Here is a 19,805-nt window from a genome sequence, read left to right as displayed (position 1 = left end):
AGCATTCTCTTACATGACGTGCTGCTAATCGTCCTCTATCGCTGGATTGGATCCACGGATAATCTACTTCACATGGACGTCGCGCAGGAAGCGCAAAGCAACAACAGGGACACGTAGGATTCTGCCAGGATGGTGGAGTGAAATGGATGTCAGGGAAACAGTCTGCAAAGCCCCGCTTCGGCGGGGTTTTCTTTTGCCTGCGAAAAAGTTCAGGCCTGCACGTCCGGGGCATTCATCACGTCTTCCAGCAGCGTGCGCAGCAACTCAAGTGTTGCCTGCTGGCGTTGCACATCCCGACACACCAGCCCCACTTTCAACGGAACCCGTGGTTCGCTCAGGGGTTTCCATAGCAACGCCTTGCTGTTGTGTTCATCTTGGGAGCGCCCGGGCAACACCGTAGCCAGTTTGGTATGAGGCAGGCTGTCGAGAATCCCTGCCATGGTATTCAGCTCTGCCTGCACCTGAGGTCGTCGACCGAGGTTGGCCAATTGGCCCTGCCAGATCTGTCGTACCTGGAACTCTTCTCCCAGCAGCAACATCGGCAACTCGGCGGCCTGTTTCAGGGAGACCTTCTTGAACGCCCGCAACGGGTGGTCGGCAGGAATCACCACCTTCAATTCATCTTCGTACAGCAGCACGCCGTGCAGGCCTGGCTGGCGCGGCGGCAGGTAGCTGATGCCGATGTCCAACGAGCCGTTGAGCAGGCGGCGCTCGATCTCAATGCCAGTCAGTTCGTAGATCTGCACCACGAGGTGCGGATGGGCCTTGCGTACCCGCTCCAGCATTTTCGGCACCAGGCTGGTGTGCACGGTTTGCAGTACGCCGATGGCCAAGGTGCGCAAGGCCTGGCCTTTGAAGTTGCGCAGGGCCTCGACCGCTTGCTGCATGCCATCGAGCAAGGGCAGGGCGTGGTTGTACAGCGTGTGGGCGGCTAGTGTGGGCAGCAGGCGCTTGCTGCTGCGTTCGAACAGGCTGACGTCGAGGTTCTGTTCGAGCTGGCGGATCTGCTGCGACAAAGCCGGTTGTGATATCGACAGGCGCTCCGCCGCACGGCCTACGTGGCCTTCCTCATACACCGCGACGAAATAACGCAGTTGCTTGAAATCCATAAGTAATGCTTATCGAAAAAGCTGGAAAATCGAAATGGCCGTGTGACCCCAAGACGCCTAGTCTAGCGCCTATTCACAAGGCTTACAGGGCCAGAGCGCACGATGAATACTGTTTATGTTGATGCTGTTTACATAGGCAATGCAAAAAATCTCAAGCAGAGGTTGATCGGCGATAGCGACAAACGTCGGGTTGCCAAAAGGTCATGCCCATGAACCTGTTCAATCTGCGCCGTCCTGCCCCCAGCCTTGATGACCTGATACGGGAACCTGAAACGCCGATGCTGCGGGACGAACTGTCCAGTGACTGCCTGATGCCCAGCGTGGCCCGACCGCCTCAGGTTTTTGTGCGTGGCCAGGGTTCCTGGCTTTGGGACAGCGACGACCATGCGTACCTTGACTTCACCCAAGGCGGCGGTGCCAACAGCCTCGGCCACAGCCCGCAAGTATTGGCCAAAGCCCTCGCTGACCAGGCATACACGCTGCTCAATCCCGGCAACGGTCTGCACAATCGCAGTCAGTTGAACCTGGCTAGCCGCCTGTGTCACAGCACTGGCAGCGACCAGGCCTACCTGCTCAACAGCGGTGCGCAAGCCTGTGAGGCGGCGATCAAGCTGGCACGTAAATGGGGCCAACTGCATCGCGGCGGCGCTTATCACATCATCACCGCCAGCAACGGTTGCCACGGGCGCAGCTTTGCCACGATGTCGGCGTCAGACGCCGCTGGCGCAAACCGCTTCGAACCCCAGTTGCCTGGCTTCAGCCATGTCCCGTTCAACGACCTGCCGGCGTTGCATGCCGCAGTGGATGCGCAAACGGTCGCCATCATGCTGGAGCCGATCCAGTGTGAGGCCGGGGTTATTCCTGCGACCGAGCATTACCTCAAGGGCGTCGAACGTCTGTGCCGCGAGCTGGGGATCCTGCTGATTTTCGACGAAGTACAAACCGGCATCGGCCGCTGCGGCACTTTGCTGGCCGAACAACGTTATGGCGTGCGCGCCGACATCATCGCCCTCGGTAAAGGCCTGGGCGGTGGTGTACCCCTGGCAGCCTTGCTGGCCCGAGGCAAGGCGTGTTGTTTTGAACTCGGCGAACTGAAAGGCACCCATCACGGTAACGCGCTGATGGCGACGGCCGGTGCGGCGGTACTCGACACTGTGTTGGGCAGTGGCTTTCTCGAACACATCCGCGAGACCGGTCACTACCTGAAGGAAGGTCTCGCCCGCCTGGCTTATCGCTACGACCAAGGCGAGCTGCGTGGCCAAGGACTGCTCTGGGGGTTGACCCTGTCGGATGATTCCGCCGATACCGTGGTAAAGGCGGCGCTCTACGAAGGCCTGATCCTCCACGCCCCACAGCCGAACTGCCTGCGTTTCACCCCGGCCTTGACCGTCAGCAAGAGCAACATCGACGAAATGCTCCTGCGCCTGGCCCGTGCCTTTGCTCGTGTACACACCGCACAACTGCAATGCCGCAAGGGCATCGCCGTTTAAGCCCTTATTCCCTGAACCGTCTCGCGGTATACGCGGCGCCTCCAGCCTGATTCTTTTGGTTGGGGGCGTTTTTTTGTCTCGGCGGTTTGAGTTTGATTGGTACGGAGAGAATGCTTTTGTCTTTATCTACCACTGAGTGGTAGTTTTCTGAAAAGTCAGAGAGGTTTAATCATGAGCCAAGACAGCCTCAAGTCGATTCACGAATCGGCCGCTGCACTGTACTCAATCGGCGCTATCAGCAAGACCACTCTGCGTCAGTTCGACGAGGCATGCCTGGCCCCTGTCCCGGTACAAATACCCGCTGAACAAATCAAGCAGATCCGCGAGCGCAGTCATGTCAGCCAGCCGGTGTTTGCCGGTTACTTGAACACCAGCGCCTCCACCGTGAAGCAGTGGGAGTCGGGTGAAAAACAGCCCAGTGGTATGGCGCTCAAGCTACTGAGCATCGTGCAGAAGCACGGGTTGGAGATTCTGGCCTGACGGAGATGGCCACAAGCCAGATTCCACTGAACCCTGCCGAATGGCCAAGGTCGATTAGCTGTACGGCTTACACGAGCCGATTTTAAGGAGCTGACACTGTGGACATCATTCGCATCATCATCGCCATTCTGGTGCCTCCCCTGGGTGTGTTCCTGCAAGTAGGTTTCGGCGGCGCGTTCTGGCTGAATATCCTGCTGACCTTGTGCGGTTATATCCCGGGCATCGTGCACGCGGTGTACATCATCGCCAAACGCTAAAGCGTTCAGCCTTTTGCGATCAGCCGTGAGTTGCGTTCATTGCGAAAGGCCAGTTGCTCGATGGTCTGGGTGGCGTGTTCGGCTTCTTCGCGCGCCTTGAGGATCATGCCGTGGTGTTCGGATTTGCTGCACACCGGGTCGGCGTTGCTGGCATCCCCGGTGAGCATGAACGCCTGGCAGCGGCAGCCGCCGAAGTCCTTTTCCTTCTCGTCGCAGGAGCGGCACGGCTCGGGCATCCAGTCATAGCCTCTAAAGCGGTTGAAGCCGAATGAGTCGTACCAGATGTGTTGCATGCTGTGATCGCGCACGTTGGGAAACTGCACCGGCATCTGGCGGGCGCCGTGGCATGGCAACGCGGTGCCGTCCGGCGTGACCGTCAGGAAGATGCTGCCCCAGCCATTCATGCAGGCTTTCGGACGTTCCTCGTAGTAGTCCGGGGTGACGAAGATCAGCTTGCAGGGATGACCTTCGGCTTCAAGCTTGGCACGGTATTCGTTGGTGATGCGCTCGGCGCGGACCAATTGTTCCTGGGTCGGCAACAGGCCGACACGATTGAGCTGCGCCCAGCCGTAGAACTGGCAAGTGGCGAGTTCGACAAAGTCCGCTTCAAGGGCAATACACAGCTCGATGATGCGGTCGATCTTGTCGATATTGTGCCGATGGGTGACGAAGTTCAGCACCATCGGATAGCCGTGGGCTTTCACTGCACGGGCCATTTCCAGTTTTTGCGCGAAGGCTTTTTTCGAGCCGGCCAGCAGGTTGTTCACCTGTTCGTCGCTGGCCTGGAAGCTGATCTGGATATGGTCCAGGCCTGCCTTCTTGAAGTCGCTGATCTTCTGTTCGGTCAGGCCGATGCCGGAGGTGATCAGGTTGGTGTAGAACCCCAGCTTGCGGGCCTCGCCGATCAGTTCGGCAAGGTCCTGGCGCACTAGGGGTTCACCGCCGGAAAACCCCAGTTGCGCGGCGCCCATTTCCCGGGCCTCACGAAACACTTTGATCCACTGTTCGGTGCTGAGCTCCTTGCCTTGCTGGGCAAAGTCCAACGGGTTGGAGCAATACGGGCATTGCAGTGGGCAGCGGTAGGTCAGCTCGGCGAGCAGCCATAGCGGCAGGCCGATTTCAGGCTTTTCAGGCAAGGGTGATCCAGTGCTCTGCACGGGCGACCTCCATGAATTGCTCGATGTCGCCACCGAGCTCGGGCACACCTGGGAACTGCTTTTCCAGTTCGCCAATGATGGCGCTTACGTCGCGCTCGCCATCGATCAAACCACCGATCAAGGCGGCGCTGTCATTGAGCTTGATCATGCCTTCCGGATACAGCAGCACATGACCCTTTTGCGCGGGCTCGTACTGGTAGCGATAGCCCTGGCGCCAGGTCGGTTTTTTGCTGCGATCGAAACTCATAGAGTGATTCCCTTATGCCAGACCCGCTCGCTGGTCACGCTGTGATACGGCGGACGGTTCAGTTCATAGGCCATGCTCATGGCATCGAGCATGCTCCAAAGGATGTCCAGTTTGAACTGGAGAATTTCCAGCATGCGCTCCTGGCCCGCGCGGGTGGTGTAGTGCTGCAGCGTGATCGCCAGACCGTGCTCGACATCCCGTCGCGCCTGGCCCAGGCGTGTGCGGAAATACTCGTAGCCGGCAGGGTCGATCCACGGGTAATGCTGCGGCCAACTGTCGAGGCGCGACTGGTGGATCTGCGGGGCGAACAGCTCGGTCAGGGAGCTGCTGGCGGCTTCCTGCCAACTGGCGCGGCGGGCGAAGTTGACGTAGGCATCGACGGCAAAGCGCACGCCGGGCAACACCAGTTCCTGGGAGCGCAGTTGATCCGGGTCGAGCCCGACCGCCTGGCCCAGGCGCAACCAGGCTTCGATGCCGCCGTCTTCGCCGGGGGCTCCGTCATGGTCGAGCAGGCGCTGGATCCACTCGCGGCGGATTTCCCGGTCCGGGCAGTTGGCCAGGATCGCGGCGTCCTTCAGGGGAATGTTCACCTGGTAGTAAAAGCGATTGGCGACCCAGCCCTGGATTTGCTCGCGGGTGGCCCGGCCTTCGTACATCGCCACGTGATAGGGGTGATGGATATGGTAGAAGGCGCCCTTGGCCCTCAGGGCCTGTTCAAACTCGACGGTGGTCAGCGGTGTGTCAGTCATTTGGCTCACTCCTACAATTCAATGCTCATGCCGTCGTACGCCACTTCCACATTGCGTCGCACCAATTCGGCTCGCTCGGGCGAGTCCTCATCCAGAATCGGGTTGGTGTTGTTGATGTGGATAAGCACCTTGCGTTGCTTGGGCAGTTGTTCCAGCACTTCCAGCATGCCGCCGGGGCCGTTTTGTGCCAGATGGCCCATTTCCCGACCGGTGCGGGTGCCCACGCCACGGCGCTGCATTTCGTCGTCATCCCACATCGTGCCGTCCACCAGCAGGCAGTCGCTGCCGGCCATGATCTCCAGCAACGGGGCGTCCACTTTGCCCAGGCCCGGGGCGTAAAACAGCTTGCCACCGGTGCGCAGGTCTTCAACGATCAAGCCGATGTTGTCGCCCGGGTGCGGGTCGAAACGATGGGGCGAGTAGGGCGGTGCGGCACTGCGCAGCGGCAGCGGAGTGAAGCGCAGGTTGGGGCAGGCGGGGATGGTGAAACTGGCATCCAGTTCGATACGGTTCCAGGCCAGGCCGCCGTTCCAGTGGGTCAGCATGGTGAACAATGGAAAGCCGGTGCTCAGGTCTTCATGGACCATGTCGGTGCACCACACTTGGTGCGGGCAGCCTTCACGCAGGCTCAACAGGCCGGTGGTGTGGTCGATCTGGCTGTCCATCAGGATGATCGCGCTGATGCCGGTATCCCGCAGGGCACGGCCGGGTTGCATCGGGGCAAAACTCTGCAACTGGGCGCGAATATCTGGCGAGGCGTTGCACAGCACCCAGTTCACGCCGTCATCGGAGATCGCAATGGAAGACTGCGTGCGCGCCTGGGCTCGCAACGTCCCCTCGCGAAAGCCGGCGCAATTCACGCAATTGCAATTCCACTGCGGAAAACCACCGCCGGCGGCGGACCCTAGAATCTGGACGAACATGCTCGCTCCATCACACAAAACTCAAAATAAAAACGCCCCGGCGAGCCGAGGCGTTGCGTTGCAATACAAATCAATTAACGGCTGGCGAAGTACATGGTGACTTCAAAGCCGATACGCAGATCAGTGTAAGCAGGTTTGGACCAAGTCATGGGAATTCTCCTGTGGATGGGTGGGACGTTTACTACTAGCTATACATATAGTCCACCTCCGGTCGGAGATGTTCAGATGCTTAGGCAGCTATGTTACTCAATTTTTCACCGCGCTCGCTTCAGCTTGGCGAAGAAAGCTCGTTGCAAGGTTGGTAATGATCATTTCACCGGCTGCCACGGCTCACCCGGGCAAGGCCCGCTGGCCAAGCAATGCCAGCCGCCGTCGGCCTGATTCAGTTGTTTGGCGGCGTGCAATAAGTTCTCTTGCGTGCAGCTGCGGATGAAATTTTGTAACTGCTCCATGTAATCCGACGGATGGCCGGCCAGTTGGGCCTGCCACAGCCACTCGGCGGCCTGGGTGGTTGGTAACGACTCTGGAGAGAACTGGTTCGCCAGGGTGTGGGCTGCCTGTTCGTCAGATCCAGCGATCAACGTCGGGAGGCTTTGAAGGAAGGCCTGGAGATGACCGAGTATTTCTTCCAGCGAAGCACTGGGAGATTGCACGCCAAACAGTAGGCCGGTCTGCCCGTTGATTTGTCGGACACCGCTGAATACGGCGTAGCCCAATTGCAGCTCGACCCGCAGCCGCTGATAGAACGGTGCCTGCCCGAGGTGCGCCAGCAGTCGCCAGGCGGCTTCGTCGGCCAGGGATTGCGTCGGGGTCGGGCAGAACAGCAACAAGGCGGCTTCGCTGGAGTCCGTCTCGACCGAGTGCCAACGGTACTGTCCGTTGACCGAAGCAGTTTTATCGACACGGTGTGTGGGCTGGCCCGGCAAGCTTCCCGCCACGCTTTTGATCGCCATCTCGTAGGCAGTAGGCAAACCGGCTGCAAACCCGTACCAGCGCGCGGTTGACCAGGCGTCTTTCAGGTCCGCAAGGCTTGCGGTGGGCAATGCGGCGACGGGATGGTTGTCGGCGCAAAAGCCCGGCAATAGCGCGAGCAGTTGGCGGATCGCGATCAGCGGCTCGGCAGTCGGCAGCGTTGCTTGCCAGGCCTGTTGATCAGGTTGAGCCAGGCTGCGCGATAGCTGTTCCAGCACCGCCGGCATGGGTTCGTGCAGGCCGCTCACTTTTAACTGCCAGTCATTTCCCAGCGTCTCGAAGGACAGGTCGACACCCGCTTGGCGAGCATCGTCGCGCAGTGTCTGCAGGCTGCTTTCCAGGCGTGGGAAAAGGTCTGTGTGTGGCGCTGAATCCAGGCGCCAGCGCAGGTACAGGACGCCTTCTCCTGTGTTATCCGGCAAGGCGGGGCTGAAGGTCAGTGCTGACAGATCTTTTCGCCCGCGTGAGCGATCCTGGGCAAAGGTACGCAAGCCACGATGGGCGCTGGTCTGGCCGCGAATCAGCCCGGCTCGTTCTTCCTTGGGGGCTGGACGCAGGAATGGGTTATTCGGCGGCAGTCTCCAGCTGTGCCGGGCAGGCTCCAGGTGCAGCGAGCCCAGCCAGGCTTTGAGGGCTGCGGCGTGGTGTTCGGACAGTTGCGGCTCCAGATCTTCGCTATCGCGCCTGGCCAATGCCAAGGCACCTTGAGTCTGTTGCTGACGAGCGACCAACAGGGCGAACTCTTCTCGCAGTGGAGTCCAGTCGCCGTGTGCGAAAAAGCTCAGCCAGTCGTGCAAAAGCGCTTCGATTTGCGTCGCCGGTTCGCTTTGTGTGCCGAGGGTAAAGTCGATATCCAGCACCGCCTGCCCATCAAAGTGGTAGAGCACGCTCGCCTGCAGCGCGGTGGCCAGTTGTCGTGCTCTCAGTTCGGCGAGTAACCCTCCGGGGGCCGCAGCGTTGAGCCAGGTGCAGAGAAAGTCCAGCGCCTCGCGAGGGATGTCGCAGGTGATGACGTGGTGCAGGTGGCCTGTGTCAGTGTGCTGATAACGCCCTTCATGGCCGGTCATCAATGCCGGTGGAGCCTCTTGCGAGCGCAAAGGCCCTGACGTCAGATCCTCGCTGAACCGTTGCGCCAGTGCTTCCAGTTCGACCAAGGGCTGCGGGCCCGCAAGACTCAAGGTCATTTGCCCGCTTTGATAGAAGCGTTCGTAGAAACCCCGTAAGGCTTGCTGAAAGTCCTCACGCTCCACCGGCAGGCTGGCGCGGTTGCCCGCATGAAAAGCCCGTATTGGATGATCGGCGGCCAGACCTTCCAGCAGCGCTATCTGCTGCTGCGCCTTGGCATCCTGGGACCAGGCCACGAACTCCGCGTGCAACACTTCGCGTTCACGCCGTTGATCTTCCAGCGCCAGGCGCGGATGGGCCAGCATGTCCGCCAGACGCTCCAGTGCGTCACCAACGTTCGCCACGGGCAGTTCAAAGAAGAAGTCGGTGATGCGCTCGCGAGTGCTCGCATTGACCTGGCCTCCGAGGCGCTGCACGTAGGTCATCAGCCCTTCGTTTGCGGGAAAGCGTTCGGTACCGAGAAACAACAGATGCTCAAGAAAATGCGCCAATCCTGGCCACGCCGAAGGCACGTCATGGCTGCCAGCCGCCACCCGTAAGACAGCAGCACCACGCTTCAAGCGCGGCGCATGATGCAAGGAAACCCGCAAGCCGTTGGCCAGGGTCAGATGAAGGTGATGAGGGTGGGCCGCAGGCATGAGCACTTCCGAAACGTAGGAAGTGCCTATGCTAGCGCAAACCCGGCCCGTCAGGGCTTGTGCAGCGCTTTGTAAAGCTCGGGGCGACGGTCTTGCAGGTAGTGGTTGGCGGCTCGGGCATTGATCATCGTCTGCCGATCCAGGGTGCCGACGATCAAGGCTTCATCGAGGCCGGCCCGGGCGATCCGCTGGCCATCCGGTGCGGCAATGCTGCTTTGCCCGCAGTACTGAATCTCACCCTCGTGCCCGCAGTAATTGGCATAGGCGACGTAGCACTGGTTTTCAAACGCCCGGGCCCGCACGGTGACATCGGCGACAAAGTCGAACGGCACCATATTGGCGGTGGGTACCAGGATCAGTTCGGCACCGGCCAGGGCCAGGCGTCGCGTGTTTTCCGGGAACTCCAGGTCGTAGCAGATCAGAAACCCCAACTTCCAGCCGTTCAGCTCAATCAGCGGAAAATCATCCGCCCCTGCACTGAACATCGAATGATCAAGGTCACCAAACAGATGAGTCTTGCGGTAGTTGCACAGACGCTGGCCATTGGCATCGATCAGTTGCACAGCGTTGTAGATCTGCCCGTCTTCGGCCCGCTCCGGGTAGCCGTACAGAATTGCCAGCTTCGCGCTGTGTGCCAGTTCGGCGATGGCTTGCGCCGATGGCCCATCCTGCGCTTCGGCCAGCGCGCCAACGGCTTCGGCACCGATGTTGTAGCCGGTGAGGAACATTTCCGGCAACACCAGCACATCAGCACCGGACGCCTCTTGAGCCAGTTGGTGCAGGCGCTTGAGGTTACCGGCCACATCCAGCGGCAGCGGCGGGCATTGGTACAGGGCGACACGCATGGCTTGACTCCTTATTCGGCGAGAGCGATCGGCCCGATTTCATCGAACACATCACCCGGCCCCGGGTTCTCTGGATGAGTGCTGCCGCCGAAGTGGGTCATGATGCCCCACACCGCGTTCAGCGAGGTTTGTACCGCGCCTTCGACCCACGCCGGGGTCCATGAAACGTCGTCACCGGCGATGAAGATCCCGCGTTGTTCGGCGGGCATATCCTTCTGCATGAAGTGCGCGTACATACGCTGGTTGTAGCGATAGTGTCCCGGCAACGCACCTTTGAAAGCCCCGAGGAAATGCGGGTCGGCTTCCCAGGAGACGGTGATCGGGTCGCCGATGATCCGCGCGGAGATATCGACTTTCGGATAGATCTTCTTCAGTGCATCGAGGGCCAGCTTCACCCGTTTTTCGATGGGCTGCGGCAGCATCTTCAGGGCGTCGCTCATCCAGGAGTAAGACAGGCAAATGACACCGGGTTTGTCGTCACCGTTGTCGAATAAGTAAGTGCCGCGAGTCAGGCGGTCGGTGAGGGTCATGCTCATCAGGTCGCGACCGGTTTGCGGGTCCTTGTCCTTCCAGAATGGCCGGTCGACCATGACGAAGGTTTTCGACGATTGCATGTAGCGGGTGCGGTCCAGGGCCATCCACATCTTTTGCGAGAACAGGGTTTCATCGCACTCGATCTGGGTGGTCAGCAACCAGCTCTGGCAGGTAGTCAGTACGGCCGCATATTCCCGGGTATCGCCCCAGTTATCGGTGACGGCGAATCGGCCGTCGGCGGCGTGAGCGATGCGTTTGACCCCGGTGCGTGGCGCACCGTTGTGCAGGGAGCTGAGGCTGGTACCTTCCGGCCAGTGCGCGCAACGCTCTGGTACATGACGCCAGATGCCCAGAGGCACTTGTGCCACGCCACCGACCACCAGATGTTGGTGATCGTCGCAGTTGGTCATCACCACGCGGAAGATTTCCAACATCGAGTTGGGAAAGTCCGAGTCCCAGCCGCCGGTGCCGAAACCGACCTGGCCGAACACTTCGCGGTGATGGAACGACAACTTGGCAAAGGCCTTGGAGGTGGCGACGAAGTCATAGAAGGTGCGGTCATCCCACAGTGGTACCAGCGTATTCCACAATTCTTTCAGGCGTGGCACATCGCGGTCGCGGATAGCTTGCTGGATATCGGCGAACTGTGAGCCGGCCTCCAAGGCATCGGCCCAGGCGTCGGCCACTTCCTGGAACAGCGCAGGCAGATCGGCAAGTTTCTGTGCGTAATGGGTTTGGCCTTCCAGGTCGATGACCGTGCTGCCGGACGCCGGTGTCAGCGGGTTAGGGAAGGGTTTGGTCTCAAGACCAAGCTTGTCTACATAGTGGTAGAAGGCCGTGGAGGACACCGGGAAGCGCATGCCGCCCAGTTCCGCGATGATGCCTTCGGCGCCTTCGAAGGCCTGGGAGCGCAGGCGTCCGCCCATTTTCGAGGCTTCGTACACCACCGGTTTCAGTCCCAGCTTCATCAGCTCGTAGGCGGCGACGAGCCCGGCAATCCCGGCGCCAACGATCGCCACTTCGGCGCCGTGGTTGGCGGCGGGGATACTGCCCAGACCGACGGGGTGCTCGATCCAGTCATCGAAGGCGAACGGAAAGTCCGGGCCAAAGATGGTGATGGGTTTTTTACCGTCTGCAGGGTGGCGATTGTTTTTGTGGGTAATGTTCATGGCTGACCTTGCTGGCAACTCGGCGGTGCACGACCCGCTGAGTATAGGAAAAGATGGCAGCCATTCTAGGGAGCGTAGCGTTCGTTAATAAGACGCAAAGTGTCGTCGTATTGAGTTGTTTTTAGTCGGAGTGACGAGATTGGTGGTCAGATTGGTTGTCCGCGGTCCAATTTGTTACTGAGGATGATCGAGGTGGTGGTCTTCTCCACACCGTCGACACTGCCGATCTGGTCCAGCAGTTGATCAAGCTGCTCCGGCGAATCGGTGCGCAACCACGCCACGTAATCAAACTCGCCGCTGACCGCGCAGAGTTGCTGGACCTGCGCCATGGCACTGAGCCGACGCAGCACTTCTTTGCCGGAACGTGCTTGCACGGTGATCCCGACATAGGCCTGCAAGCCGCCATCCACCACACGCTGGCCCAGACGCACGCCATAGCCGGTGATCACGTGGGTCTTTTCCAGGCGTGCCAGCCGCGAAGTGACGGTGGTGCGGGCGATCCCCAGTTGCCGGGCAAGCATGGCCACGCTCTCGCGGGCGTTGATTTGCAAGGCGGCGATCAACTGGCGATCGATTTCATCGAGGACGGGAGGGCGGTGGACGGGCAAGGTGTTCTCCGGCACGGGCATCAATGGGCGAACATGTTACAGGCTCGTCCTCATCGATGCTCGCAACGGCCTACTTGCGCAGAAATTGCTGGTAGTTTTCCGGCGTGACCAGTTGTGTCGGAACCCAGATGTCACCTTGCAGGGCGGCATGCTGGATCAGCATCAGCGCGGCGTCCACCGAGCCGGCGCCGATGGCCACCGGGTCGCGGAACACGCTGACCGCCAGTTGGCCCTTTTTCAGCGCCTGTAAACCGTCCGGTGTGCCGTCGATACCGCCTACCAGAATCTCCTGGTGCCCGGTTTGACGCAGGGCCATGGCGGCGCCGATGCCCATTTCGTCATTGTTCGAGGCCACGGCATTGATGGTTTTGCCCTTGGTCAGCCAGTCGTTCATCAGGTCCATGCCTTTCTCTCGTTGCCAGTCGCCGGACTGTTCCTCGACGACTTTGATGTCCGGGTATTTGGCCAGTACGTCCTTGACCCCACTGGTGCGTTTGCCGGTGTCGCTGTGGGCGAGGCGGCCGAGAATGATTGCCAGGTTGCCCTTGCCGCCCATCTTCTCGGCCAGGTATTCCATCTGCATCCGGCCGATGGCGCGCTCGTCGGTGCCGACGAAGACTACACCTGGCGGGAATGAATCCACTTCCGGCCGGCTGTTCATGTACACCAGCGGGATGCCGGCGGCACTGGCTTTCTCGCTGATTTTTCGGGTAGCGGCGGTGTCTGCCGGGTTGACGATAATCGCGTCGACTTTCTGGCTGATAAAACTTTCCACTTGGTTCAACTGGCGGACCACGTCGCTGGCGGAATCCTCCACTTGCAACTTCACTTCATCAGGTGAGGCCTTGGCCCGGTCCTGCATGGCTTGCACCAGGTAGGAAACGTAGTTATCGAACTGTCCGACGCTGACCCCGATGCGCAACTCGGCATGGGCGGCAGTAGACAGCAGCAGGGCACAGAGGCAGCCGAACAGACGCTTCATCAGGGAGTTTCCTTTTTATTGTTATGAGTGCGAGGGGATTTCTAAAATGAACATTATTGGAAATAAAATTCCAATTCAAGCAAGTGCTGGAATTTATTTCCGCCGATGATCGCACGGCTTTATCTGTGTCAGATTGTTAAAAGTAACTATTTGGTACATTCTTTCCCGATGTGACTACTGGAAGGACGTTAGCTCGATGAATAACTCTGGGGCTGCCGTCGGCAGCAAATGGTTGCTGGTTGGCTTGGGGCTGTTGATTGCCTTGATCGGCCTGGGCTTGGTGGCCGGTGGCGGTTATCTGGTTGCGTTGGGTGGCAGTCAGTATTTCGTGTTGATGGGCCTGGCCATGCTTGTTTCTGGCCTGCTGATCGCTAAACGTAAACCTGCGGGGGCGTGGCTATACGGTGTAGCGCTGATCTTGACGGCCATTTGGGCGGTTTGGGACACCGGGCTGGAATACTGGCCGCTGGTGTCGAGAGTGCTGACTTTTGCGGTCATCGGCTTGGTGGTCGCGCTGATTTATCCACAGCTGGCCCGTGCGTCGGGTGCAACGCCTGGGCGCGGCGCCTATGGTGTGGTCGGGTTGCTGGGCGTTGGAGTGATCGCGACGTTAGCGTATATGTTTGTGCCGACCCATGTGGTCAAGGCCACGAGTGAGCCTGCCGTCACTCCGGTTGCACCGGGCGCTGAGCAAAAGGACTGGGCCCACTGGGGCAATACCACCGCCGGTAATCGTTTTGCCGCGCTGGACCAGATCAACAAAGGCAATATCGACAAGCTCCAGGTGGCCTGGACCTTCCACACCGGTGACATTCCCGAGAGCAACGGCTCCGGCGCCGAAGACCAGAACACCCCGTTGCAGATTGGCGACAATGTTTACGTCTGCACCGCCTACGGCAAAGTCTTTTCCCTGGACGCAGACACCGGTGCCCAGCGCTGGAAGTTCGATCCTCAGGGCAGTGGGCCAAATTGGCAGCGTTGCCGCGGGCTGGGTTACTTCGACAGCAGCCTCAGCGCCCAGCCCGTAGCGCCTGCTGCGTGTGCGAAACGCCTGTTTCTTCCCACGGGTGATGCTCGCCTGATTGCACTCGACGCCGAAACCGGCGCGCCCTGTGACGACTTCGGTGACCACGGTACGGTGGACCTGACAACCGACATGGGTGAAGTCAAAGCCGGCTATTACCAGCAGACCTCGACGCCGCTTGTGGCGGGCAATGTGGTGATCGTTGGCGGTCGTGTGGCGGACAACTTCTCCACCGGCGAACCGCCAGGTGTGGTGCGGGCCTTTGATGTACACAGCGGTGAGTTGATCTGGGCCTGGGATCCGGGCAACCCGAACACCACCAAGCGGCCGCCACCGGGTGAAACCTATACCCGTGGCACCCCTAATGTCTGGTCGGCCATGTCCTATGACGCCAAGCTGGGCCTGGTCTACATGCCGACCGGTAATGCCACGCCAGACTTCTTCGCCGGCGAGCGCACGGCCCTTGATGACAAATGGAGTTCGTCCATCGTCGCCATCGATGTGAAGACCGGCCAGGTACGTTGGCACTTCCAGACCACGCACCATGACCTCTGGGACTTCGACCTGCCGGCACAACCGCTGCTCTATGACATTCCGGACGGTAAGGGCGGGGTGCAACCGGCGTTGGCCCAGGTCACCAAACAAGGTGAAATCTTCCTGCTCAACCGCGAAACCGGTGTGCCCATCGCCCGGGTCGAAGAGCGCGCAGTGCCTCAGGGCAACGTGCCCGGCGAACGCTATTCGCCGACTCAACCGTTCTCGGTGGACATGCCTTCGATCGGCAATCAACAACTGACCGAGTCTGACATGTGGGGCGCCACGCCGTTTGACCAGTTGATGTGCCGTATCCAGTTCAAAGGCATGCGCCATCAAGGTGTGTACACCCCGCCGGGCCTGGACCGCGCGCTGCAATTTCCCGGCTCCCTGGGTGGGATGAACTGGGGCAGTGTGTCGGTGGACCCGAACACCCACTACATGTTCGTCAACGACATGCGCCTGGGCCTGGCCAACTACATGATCCCGCGGGACAAAATCGCAGCGGGCGCCAGTGGCATCGAAATGGGTGTGGTGCCGCAAGCAGGCACCCCATTCGGTGCCATGCGCGAGCGCTTCCTCTCGGCCGCCGGCATTCCGTGTCAGAAGCCACCGTTCGGCACCATGTCGGCCATCGACCTGAAAACCCACAAGCTGGTCTGGCAAGTACCGGTGGGTACGGTTGAAGACACCGGGCCGCTGGGCATCCGCATGCACATGCCGATTCCTATCGGTATGCCGACCCTCGGCGCGTCCCTGGCCACACAGTCGGGCCTGCTGTTTTTTGCCGGCACCCAGGACTTCTACCTTCGCGCTTTCGACACCGCCAACGGCAACGAAATCTGGAAGTCCCGTTTACCGGTGGGTAGCCAGTCTGGCCCGATGACCTACGTCTCGCCGAAAACCGGCACGCAATACATCGTGCTCACAGCAGGTGGCGCGCGGCAGTCGCCGGATCGTGGGGATTATGTGATTGCTTATGCGTTGCCCAAAAAATAGAGAGTGATGGGCATGAGAAAGCCGCACAGATGTGCGGCTTTTTTTGTTATTGGCGACGGAGTCCGAGCCTCACTACACAAAAGCTCACATGACGCTGTTGGCGGAAATGATCGGTGTGTTGCCATGATGTTTTCTTGCGAGCCTGTTCAGAAACTGAGCAGACTTTTGTGTGTGATGTGTATAAAAATTGCGAGTGGAGCTGTGGTGTGTAATATACACACTGGGGGGGGGTGGGGATGCGAAGTAGATAGGTGATTGATTTATTACTGGTGGATGGATGGTTTGAAGTAGCGGTCAAGGGGAGTCACCATCAATTCAAGCATTCAACCAAGCCAGGCCGGGTAACCGTTCCGCACCCGAAGTCAGAAATAGCAAAAGGCACGTTGCACAGTATTTTGAAATCCGCTGGTCTCAAATGATGGCGAGAGTAGATGTTTTCGAAGGCGCCTCAGGGTGGCCTTCGCTGGAGGAAAAATGAAATTTCCCGTGGTTGTACATAAAGACGCTGACTCAGATTACAGCGTGACGGTACCTGATGTGCCGGGTTGCTTCTCTGCCGGCACCTCGTTTTCCGAAGCGCTGGATAACGTTCGCGAGGCGCTGGCATTGCACTTGGAGGGCTTGGTGGCCGACGAGGAGGCGCTGCCTCAGGCGCAAGAAGTTGATGCCCACTTGGAAAACCCGGACTTCACCGGCGGTGTGTGGGCTGTGATCGATTTTGACCTGACTCCGTATTTGGGGAAGTCGGTTAGATTCAACGCCTCGTTGCCGGAGCACCTGCTGAGTCGCATTGACGAGCGAGTACAAAAGGATCACCGCTACGCTTCACGTTCAGGATTTCTGGCGACAGCTGCATTGAGGGAATTGGCGGTATAGCCTCTCGTTTAGAAGAAAGATCGAGCACTTCAGGCAATCAGCAAAAAAGCCGCACAGATGTGCGGCTTTTTTGTGGCTCAGGTGTCGTCGGCACCGCCCATCAAGCATTGGGCAAATAATTGCGGTACTGGCAGCTTGCGCTGACTGTACCGACTCAGCAGGATGATTTCCCGGTGAAAAGTCAGCTCGTCCAGCGGGATGACACGGATCTTTGCTTCCCGCTCCAGCCACAGGCCTGCATGGGGAATCAGCGAGATGCCCAGGCCGCATTCGACCATCTTCACAATGGCCTCCAGTTCATCCAGCTCAAGTGCTACCTGCACTTCCAGCTTTTGTTCGCGCAGGAAGCGGCTGACCAGCCGTCCGCCAAATGAAGTACGGTCGTAGCGCACATGGGGATGAGCGTCGAGCAGTTGCAGCGGATCATCGCCCTCGACGGCGTTGGGCACGATCAGCACAAACGGTTCCCTGCGCAGCACCTTAACGTGCAGCTCCTTGGGCAGATCAAAAGGCGGGCGAATGATGATTGCCTGGTCCAGCTCGCCAGCGTCCACCTGGCTGAGCAACTCCAGGGACACGCCCGGAACCAGTTTGCATTCCACCGCAGGAGCCATTTGGCGCAGGTGCACCAGGGCCTGAGGGAGCATGCCGGTCTGGGCGGTCGTGATGGCGCCGACTTTCAATTCTCCGCGAAACTCATTGGCGTCCACCGGCACGGCCATGCGATTGAAGGTATCCAGGATTTCCCGTGCCAGTGGCAACGCCCGTATACCCGCTGCATTGAGAATGGCCTGGCGCCCGGTGCGGTCGAACAATTGCACGCCGAGTGCGTGTTCCAACTGACGGATCTGGGCACTGACCGCCGATTGCGTCAGCCCGATATGCATCCCTGCTGCCGCAAACGTGCCATGGCGGGTGACGGCGATGAAGGTTTTCAGCTCTCGTAGCATCGGTGTCTCGATTAATCAAAATAATTTGAGCTCAGCACAAAAACTATCTTCTTTTCATCGTAAAAGGCAAGGCTAGACTCGGACAGACTTAATACCCCAGAGGTTTGACCTGATGACCCTTGCACCTTTCCACTTGGCAATCCCGGTGTTCGACCTGGCCGCAGCACGGCTGTTCTACGGTGACCTCTTCGGCCTGGAGGAGGGCCGTTCCAGCGAGCATTGGGTCGACTTCAACTTCTTCGGCCACCAGTTAGTGATCCATGAACACCCGAAAACTGCTTCTCAGGAGGCTGCCCACACCAACGCGGTAGATGGTCATGACGTGCCGGTCCCGCACTTTGGCGTGGTGCTGGGCTGGGACGATTGGCATGCCCTCGCGCAGCGCCTGCAAGCGCGTGGAGCGCGGTTTGTGCTGGAGCCGCATATCCGTTTCAAGGGACAGGTGGGTGAGCAGGCGACCCTGTTTTTGTTTGACCCCTGCGGTAATGCCCTGGAGTTCAAGGCATTCAAGGATCTCGGGCAGTTGTTTGCCAAGTGAGGAGGCGATCATGAACCACCTCGACGCAACGGCCATTGCCGAGGCGGTGCGCTCTGGAGCCACGACAGCGGCGGTGGTCGCGGAGCATTTTCTTGGGCAGATTGAACGCCATGAGCCGGTTATTCAGGCATTTGCATCCTTTGATCCTCAAGCGGTACGCCAGCAACTCCGAAGCACTGACGGGCCGTTGGCGGGGGTGCCCGTAGGCATCAAGGACATCTTTGATACAGCCGACCATCCCACCGAATTCTATTCGCCGATTTACCAGGGCAATCGCCCGTCCCGAGATGCTCATGTGGTGGCGCTGTTGCGTTTGGCCGGGGCGGTAATTATAGGGAAGACCCACACCACTGAATTTGCCTACATGCACACTGGGCCGACCCGCAACCCACGCGATTTGTCCCGCACCCCCGGCAGTTCCAGCGCGGGCTCGGCGGCAGGCATGGCGGCCGGTTTCTTCCCGTTGGCGCTGGGTACGCAGACGGCGGGCTCGTTACTCAAGCCGGCGGCCTATTGCGGGTTGTATGCCTTCAAACCATCATTGGGATTGGTCTCACTGGAAGGCGTGAAACCGTTGGCGCCGAGTTTCGACACCGTGGGTTGGTACGGCCGCTCCGTGCGAGACCTTGAGCGACTGGCCCGGGTATTGATCCCTGGTTTTCCTCCAGTAGAACCTGTGGAGCGCCCATTAAACCTTGGGTTCTACCGAACCGATCGCTGGCAGGATGTCGATCCCGTGGTGGCAAAAGCCATTGAACAGGCGATCAACCTTTTAGCGTCCAAGGGGCATCAAATCAGCGAGGTGACACTCCCGGAAGCTTTCGCCGGTGTGTTCGACGACCACCAATTGATCAACGATTGCGAGGGCGCCCGGTCATTGGCCAAGGAGTTTCAGGCTCACCCCGAACTGCTCAGTGATTCGACTTTGGCAATGTTCGAACGCGCAAAGGTTACGACGTGGGAGCAAGAATCTGCGGCTAAGGCCCGCCTGACGAAACTGGCGCCGTTGCTCACGCAAATCTGCCGGCCGTTTGATGGTGTGTTGAGTGTCAGTTGCGGCATGCTCGCGCCGACAGGGTTGGCATCGACCGGACCCTCGGACTTCATCAAATTCTGGGGCGCGTTTGGTTGGCCGCAGATGAATATCCCGCTGTGGTCAGGGGAAGGGGAGTTGCCAGTGGGGCTGCAGGTGGTTGGGGCGTTCAGGGATGATGCGCAGTTATTGAGGGTTGCACACGCTATCAGCCAAGGCTTGCATCGAGAGGCAGGAAGCAGCAAAAAGCGCGGTGTGTAGAACAACCAGCGTACGCCACGGGCCATAAGCAAGGTGCCCGATCGGGGATGACTGACCAGAAACGACAAAAGCCGCGCAATGCGCGGCTTTCAAGATGGTGGGCCCAGTAGGACTCGAACCTACGACCAAGGGATTATGAGTCCCCTGCTCTAACCAACTGAGCTATAGGCCCTCAGTAGGTCGCGGATTATAGCGATGGTTTCTCCGCGGTGCTATCCGAAAAATCCGAAAGGGTCATGTGAAGGAAGGTGGCGGTGAAGATGTCGGGGGCAGGGCAGGCTGACGGTGCAGTCTGGCATCTGCGA

20 protein-coding genes and 1 tRNA gene are annotated in these 19,805 nt (G+C 59.5%); 8 read left to right on the top strand and 13 right to left on the bottom strand.

The window, feature by feature from the left end; genetic code table 11:
- Positions 1 to 209: 209 nt before the first annotated feature.
- Positions 210 to 1,109, bottom strand: coding sequence for a LysR family transcriptional regulator (locus J7E41_RS27160; RefSeq protein ID WP_214997318.1), 900 nt, complete (start codon positions 1,107 to 1,109; stop codon positions 210 to 212).
- 209 nt (positions 1,110 to 1,318) lie between these two features.
- On the opposite strand from J7E41_RS27160, the gene J7E41_RS27155 reads away from it, so the two are divergent.
- The 3 genes from J7E41_RS27155 (at position 1,319) to J7E41_RS27145 (ending at position 3,336) form a co-directional block, all read left to right on the top strand.
- On the top strand, positions 1,319 to 2,599 hold the full coding sequence (locus tag J7E41_RS27155; protein WP_214997317.1) for an aspartate aminotransferase family protein: 1,281 nt from the start codon (positions 1,319 to 1,321) through the stop codon (positions 2,597 to 2,599).
- A gap of 171 nt (positions 2,600 to 2,770) precedes the next feature.
- Positions 2,771 to 3,079, top strand: a complete 309-nt coding sequence (locus tag J7E41_RS27150; RefSeq protein ID WP_214997316.1) for a helix-turn-helix domain-containing protein — start codon at positions 2,771 to 2,773, stop codon at positions 3,077 to 3,079.
- Positions 3,080 to 3,177: 98 nt separating this feature from the next.
- Positions 3,178 to 3,336: a YqaE/Pmp3 family membrane protein gene (locus J7E41_RS27145; protein WP_214997315.1), complete on the top strand. Its 159-nt coding sequence runs from the start codon at positions 3,178 to 3,180 to the stop codon at positions 3,334 to 3,336.
- 5 nt (positions 3,337 to 3,341) lie between these two features.
- On the opposite strand, the gene pqqE is transcribed toward J7E41_RS27145, so the two are convergent.
- The 10 genes from pqqE to J7E41_RS27095 all read right to left on the bottom strand — a co-directional run bounded on the left by pqqE (position 3,342) and on the right by J7E41_RS27095 (position 13,285).
- Positions 3,342 to 4,472, bottom strand: a complete 1,131-nt coding sequence (gene pqqE / locus J7E41_RS27140) for a pyrroloquinoline quinone biosynthesis protein PqqE (protein WP_155584479.1) — start codon at positions 4,470 to 4,472, stop codon at positions 3,342 to 3,344.
- The gene (pqqD, locus tag J7E41_RS27135) at positions 4,465 to 4,740 is read right to left on the bottom strand and encodes a pyrroloquinoline quinone biosynthesis peptide chaperone PqqD (protein WP_214997313.1); all 276 of its coding nucleotides are present in this window, start codon (positions 4,738 to 4,740) and stop codon (positions 4,465 to 4,467) included. Before pqqD ends, pqqE begins: the two co-directional genes overlap by 8 nt.
- Positions 4,737 to 5,489 carry a pyrroloquinoline-quinone synthase PqqC gene (pqqC, locus tag J7E41_RS27130; RefSeq protein ID WP_214997312.1) on the bottom strand — a complete coding sequence of 251 codons (753 nt, stop codon included), beginning with the start codon at positions 5,487 to 5,489 and terminating at the stop codon, positions 4,737 to 4,739. The genes pqqD and pqqC overlap by 4 nt, the downstream gene beginning before the upstream one ends.
- Before the next feature lie 11 nt (positions 5,490 to 5,500).
- Positions 5,501 to 6,412: a pyrroloquinoline quinone biosynthesis protein PqqB gene (gene pqqB, locus J7E41_RS27125; RefSeq protein ID WP_214997311.1), complete on the bottom strand. Its 912-nt coding sequence runs from the start codon at positions 6,410 to 6,412 to the stop codon at positions 5,501 to 5,503.
- 74 nt (positions 6,413 to 6,486) lie between these two features.
- Positions 6,487 to 6,561 carry a pyrroloquinoline quinone precursor peptide PqqA gene (pqqA, locus tag J7E41_RS27120; RefSeq protein WP_003194766.1) on the bottom strand — a complete coding sequence of 25 codons (75 nt, stop codon included), beginning with the start codon at positions 6,559 to 6,561 and terminating at the stop codon, positions 6,487 to 6,489.
- Between the two features lie 159 nt (positions 6,562 to 6,720).
- Complete coding sequence (gene pqqF / locus J7E41_RS27115) at positions 6,721 to 9,147, bottom strand: pyrroloquinoline quinone biosynthesis protein PqqF (RefSeq protein WP_214997310.1); 2,427 nt, start codon at positions 9,145 to 9,147, stop codon at positions 6,721 to 6,723.
- A 50-nt stretch (positions 9,148 to 9,197) separates the two neighbouring features.
- Complete coding sequence (locus tag J7E41_RS27110) at positions 9,198 to 9,992, bottom strand: carbon-nitrogen hydrolase family protein (protein ID WP_214997309.1); 795 nt, start codon at positions 9,990 to 9,992, stop codon at positions 9,198 to 9,200.
- 11 nt (positions 9,993 to 10,003) lie between these two features.
- A complete protein-coding gene (locus J7E41_RS27105; RefSeq protein ID WP_214997308.1) occupies positions 10,004 to 11,695 on the bottom strand; it encodes a flavin monoamine oxidase family protein in 1,692 nt (563 codons plus the stop codon).
- Positions 11,696 to 11,841: 146 nt separating this feature from the next.
- On the bottom strand, positions 11,842 to 12,324 hold the full coding sequence (locus J7E41_RS27100; protein WP_214997307.1) for an Lrp/AsnC family transcriptional regulator: 483 nt from the start codon (positions 12,322 to 12,324) through the stop codon (positions 11,842 to 11,844).
- 49 nt (positions 12,325 to 12,373) lie between these two features.
- Positions 12,374 to 13,285 carry a sugar ABC transporter substrate-binding protein gene (locus tag J7E41_RS27095; RefSeq protein ID WP_214997306.1) on the bottom strand — a complete coding sequence of 304 codons (912 nt, stop codon included), beginning with the start codon at positions 13,283 to 13,285 and terminating at the stop codon, positions 12,374 to 12,376.
- A gap of 196 nt (positions 13,286 to 13,481) precedes the next feature.
- Between J7E41_RS27095 and J7E41_RS27090 the strand changes: the two genes are divergently transcribed.
- The 3 genes from J7E41_RS27090 (at position 13,482) to J7E41_RS27080 (ending at position 16,718) form a co-directional block, all read left to right on the top strand.
- Complete coding sequence (locus J7E41_RS27090; RefSeq protein ID WP_214997305.1) at positions 13,482 to 15,842, top strand: glucose/quinate/shikimate family membrane-bound PQQ-dependent dehydrogenase; 2,361 nt, start codon at positions 13,482 to 13,484, stop codon at positions 15,840 to 15,842.
- Between the two features lie 251 nt (positions 15,843 to 16,093).
- The gene (locus J7E41_RS27085; protein ID WP_353049435.1) at positions 16,094 to 16,261 is read left to right on the top strand and encodes a type II toxin-antitoxin system HicA family toxin; all 168 of its coding nucleotides are present in this window, start codon (positions 16,094 to 16,096) and stop codon (positions 16,259 to 16,261) included.
- Positions 16,262 to 16,316: 55 nt separating this feature from the next.
- Complete coding sequence (locus J7E41_RS27080; protein ID WP_169356678.1) at positions 16,317 to 16,718, top strand: type II toxin-antitoxin system HicB family antitoxin; 402 nt, start codon at positions 16,317 to 16,319, stop codon at positions 16,716 to 16,718.
- A 77-nt stretch (positions 16,719 to 16,795) separates the two neighbouring features.
- Here J7E41_RS27080 and J7E41_RS27075 read toward each other — a convergent pair whose 3' ends face one another.
- Positions 16,796 to 17,668: a LysR family transcriptional regulator gene (locus J7E41_RS27075; protein WP_214997304.1), complete on the bottom strand. Its 873-nt coding sequence runs from the start codon at positions 17,666 to 17,668 to the stop codon at positions 16,796 to 16,798.
- A gap of 112 nt (positions 17,669 to 17,780) precedes the next feature.
- Here J7E41_RS27075 and J7E41_RS27070 point away from each other — a divergent pair, with 112 nt between their 5' ends.
- Positions 17,781 to 18,206: a VOC family protein gene (locus J7E41_RS27070; protein WP_214997303.1), complete on the top strand. Its 426-nt coding sequence runs from the start codon at positions 17,781 to 17,783 to the stop codon at positions 18,204 to 18,206.
- Positions 18,207 to 18,216: 10 nt separating this feature from the next.
- Positions 18,217 to 19,500, top strand: coding sequence for an amidase (locus J7E41_RS27065; protein ID WP_214997302.1), 1,284 nt, complete (start codon positions 18,217 to 18,219; stop codon positions 19,498 to 19,500).
- A gap of 95 nt (positions 19,501 to 19,595) precedes the next feature.
- On the opposite strand, the gene J7E41_RS27060 is transcribed toward J7E41_RS27065, so the two are convergent.
- Positions 19,596 to 19,672: transfer RNA gene (locus J7E41_RS27060), tRNA-Ile, on the bottom strand.
- Positions 19,673 to 19,805 lie beyond the last annotated feature (133 nt).

It is taken from the genome of Pseudomonas fluorescens (genome assembly GCF_018614655.1).
Taxonomy (GTDB): domain Bacteria; phylum Pseudomonadota; class Gammaproteobacteria; order Pseudomonadales; family Pseudomonadaceae; genus Aquipseudomonas; species Aquipseudomonas fluorescens_BX.
Note: the sequence above shows the minus strand (reverse complement) of the source record. Positions and strands in the feature narration are given on the sequence as shown.

Coding starts and splice junctions, on each gene's coding strand:
- J7E41_RS27160 (WP_214997318.1), bottom strand. CDS start 1,109: ATGGATTTCAAGCAACTGCGTTATTTCGTCGCGGTGTATGAGGAAGGC.
- J7E41_RS27155 (WP_214997317.1), top strand. CDS start 1,319: ATGAACCTGTTCAATCTGCGCCGTCCTGCCCCCAGCCTTGATGACCTG.
- J7E41_RS27150 (WP_214997316.1), top strand. CDS start 2,771: ATGAGCCAAGACAGCCTCAAGTCGATTCACGAATCGGCCGCTGCACTG.
- pqqD (WP_214997313.1), bottom strand. CDS start 4,740: ATGAGTTTCGATCGCAGCAAAAAACCGACCTGGCGCCAGGGCTATCGC.
- pqqC (WP_214997312.1), bottom strand. CDS start 5,489: ATGACTGACACACCGCTGACCACCGTCGAGTTTGAACAGGCCCTGAGG.
- pqqB (WP_214997311.1), bottom strand. CDS start 6,412: ATGTTCGTCCAGATTCTAGGGTCCGCCGCCGGCGGTGGTTTTCCGCAG.
- pqqF (WP_214997310.1), bottom strand. CDS start 9,147: ATGCCTGCGGCCCACCCTCATCACCTTCATCTGACCCTGGCCAACGGC.
- J7E41_RS27110 (WP_214997309.1), bottom strand. CDS start 9,992: ATGCGTGTCGCCCTGTACCAATGCCCGCCGCTGCCGCTGGATGTGGCC.
- J7E41_RS27105 (WP_214997308.1), bottom strand. CDS start 11,695: ATGAACATTACCCACAAAAACAATCGCCACCCTGCAGACGGTAAAAAA.
- J7E41_RS27100 (WP_214997307.1), bottom strand. CDS start 12,324: ATGCCCGTGCCGGAGAACACCTTGCCCGTCCACCGCCCTCCCGTCCTC.
- J7E41_RS27095 (WP_214997306.1), bottom strand. CDS start 13,285: ATGAAGCGTCTGTTCGGCTGCCTCTGTGCCCTGCTGCTGTCTACTGCC.
- J7E41_RS27090 (WP_214997305.1), top strand. CDS start 13,482: ATGAATAACTCTGGGGCTGCCGTCGGCAGCAAATGGTTGCTGGTTGGC.
- J7E41_RS27080 (WP_169356678.1), top strand. CDS start 16,317: ATGAAATTTCCCGTGGTTGTACATAAAGACGCTGACTCAGATTACAGC.
- J7E41_RS27075 (WP_214997304.1), bottom strand. CDS start 17,668: ATGCTACGAGAGCTGAAAACCTTCATCGCCGTCACCCGCCATGGCACG.
- J7E41_RS27070 (WP_214997303.1), top strand. CDS start 17,781: ATGACCCTTGCACCTTTCCACTTGGCAATCCCGGTGTTCGACCTGGCC.
- J7E41_RS27065 (WP_214997302.1), top strand. CDS start 18,217: ATGAACCACCTCGACGCAACGGCCATTGCCGAGGCGGTGCGCTCTGGA.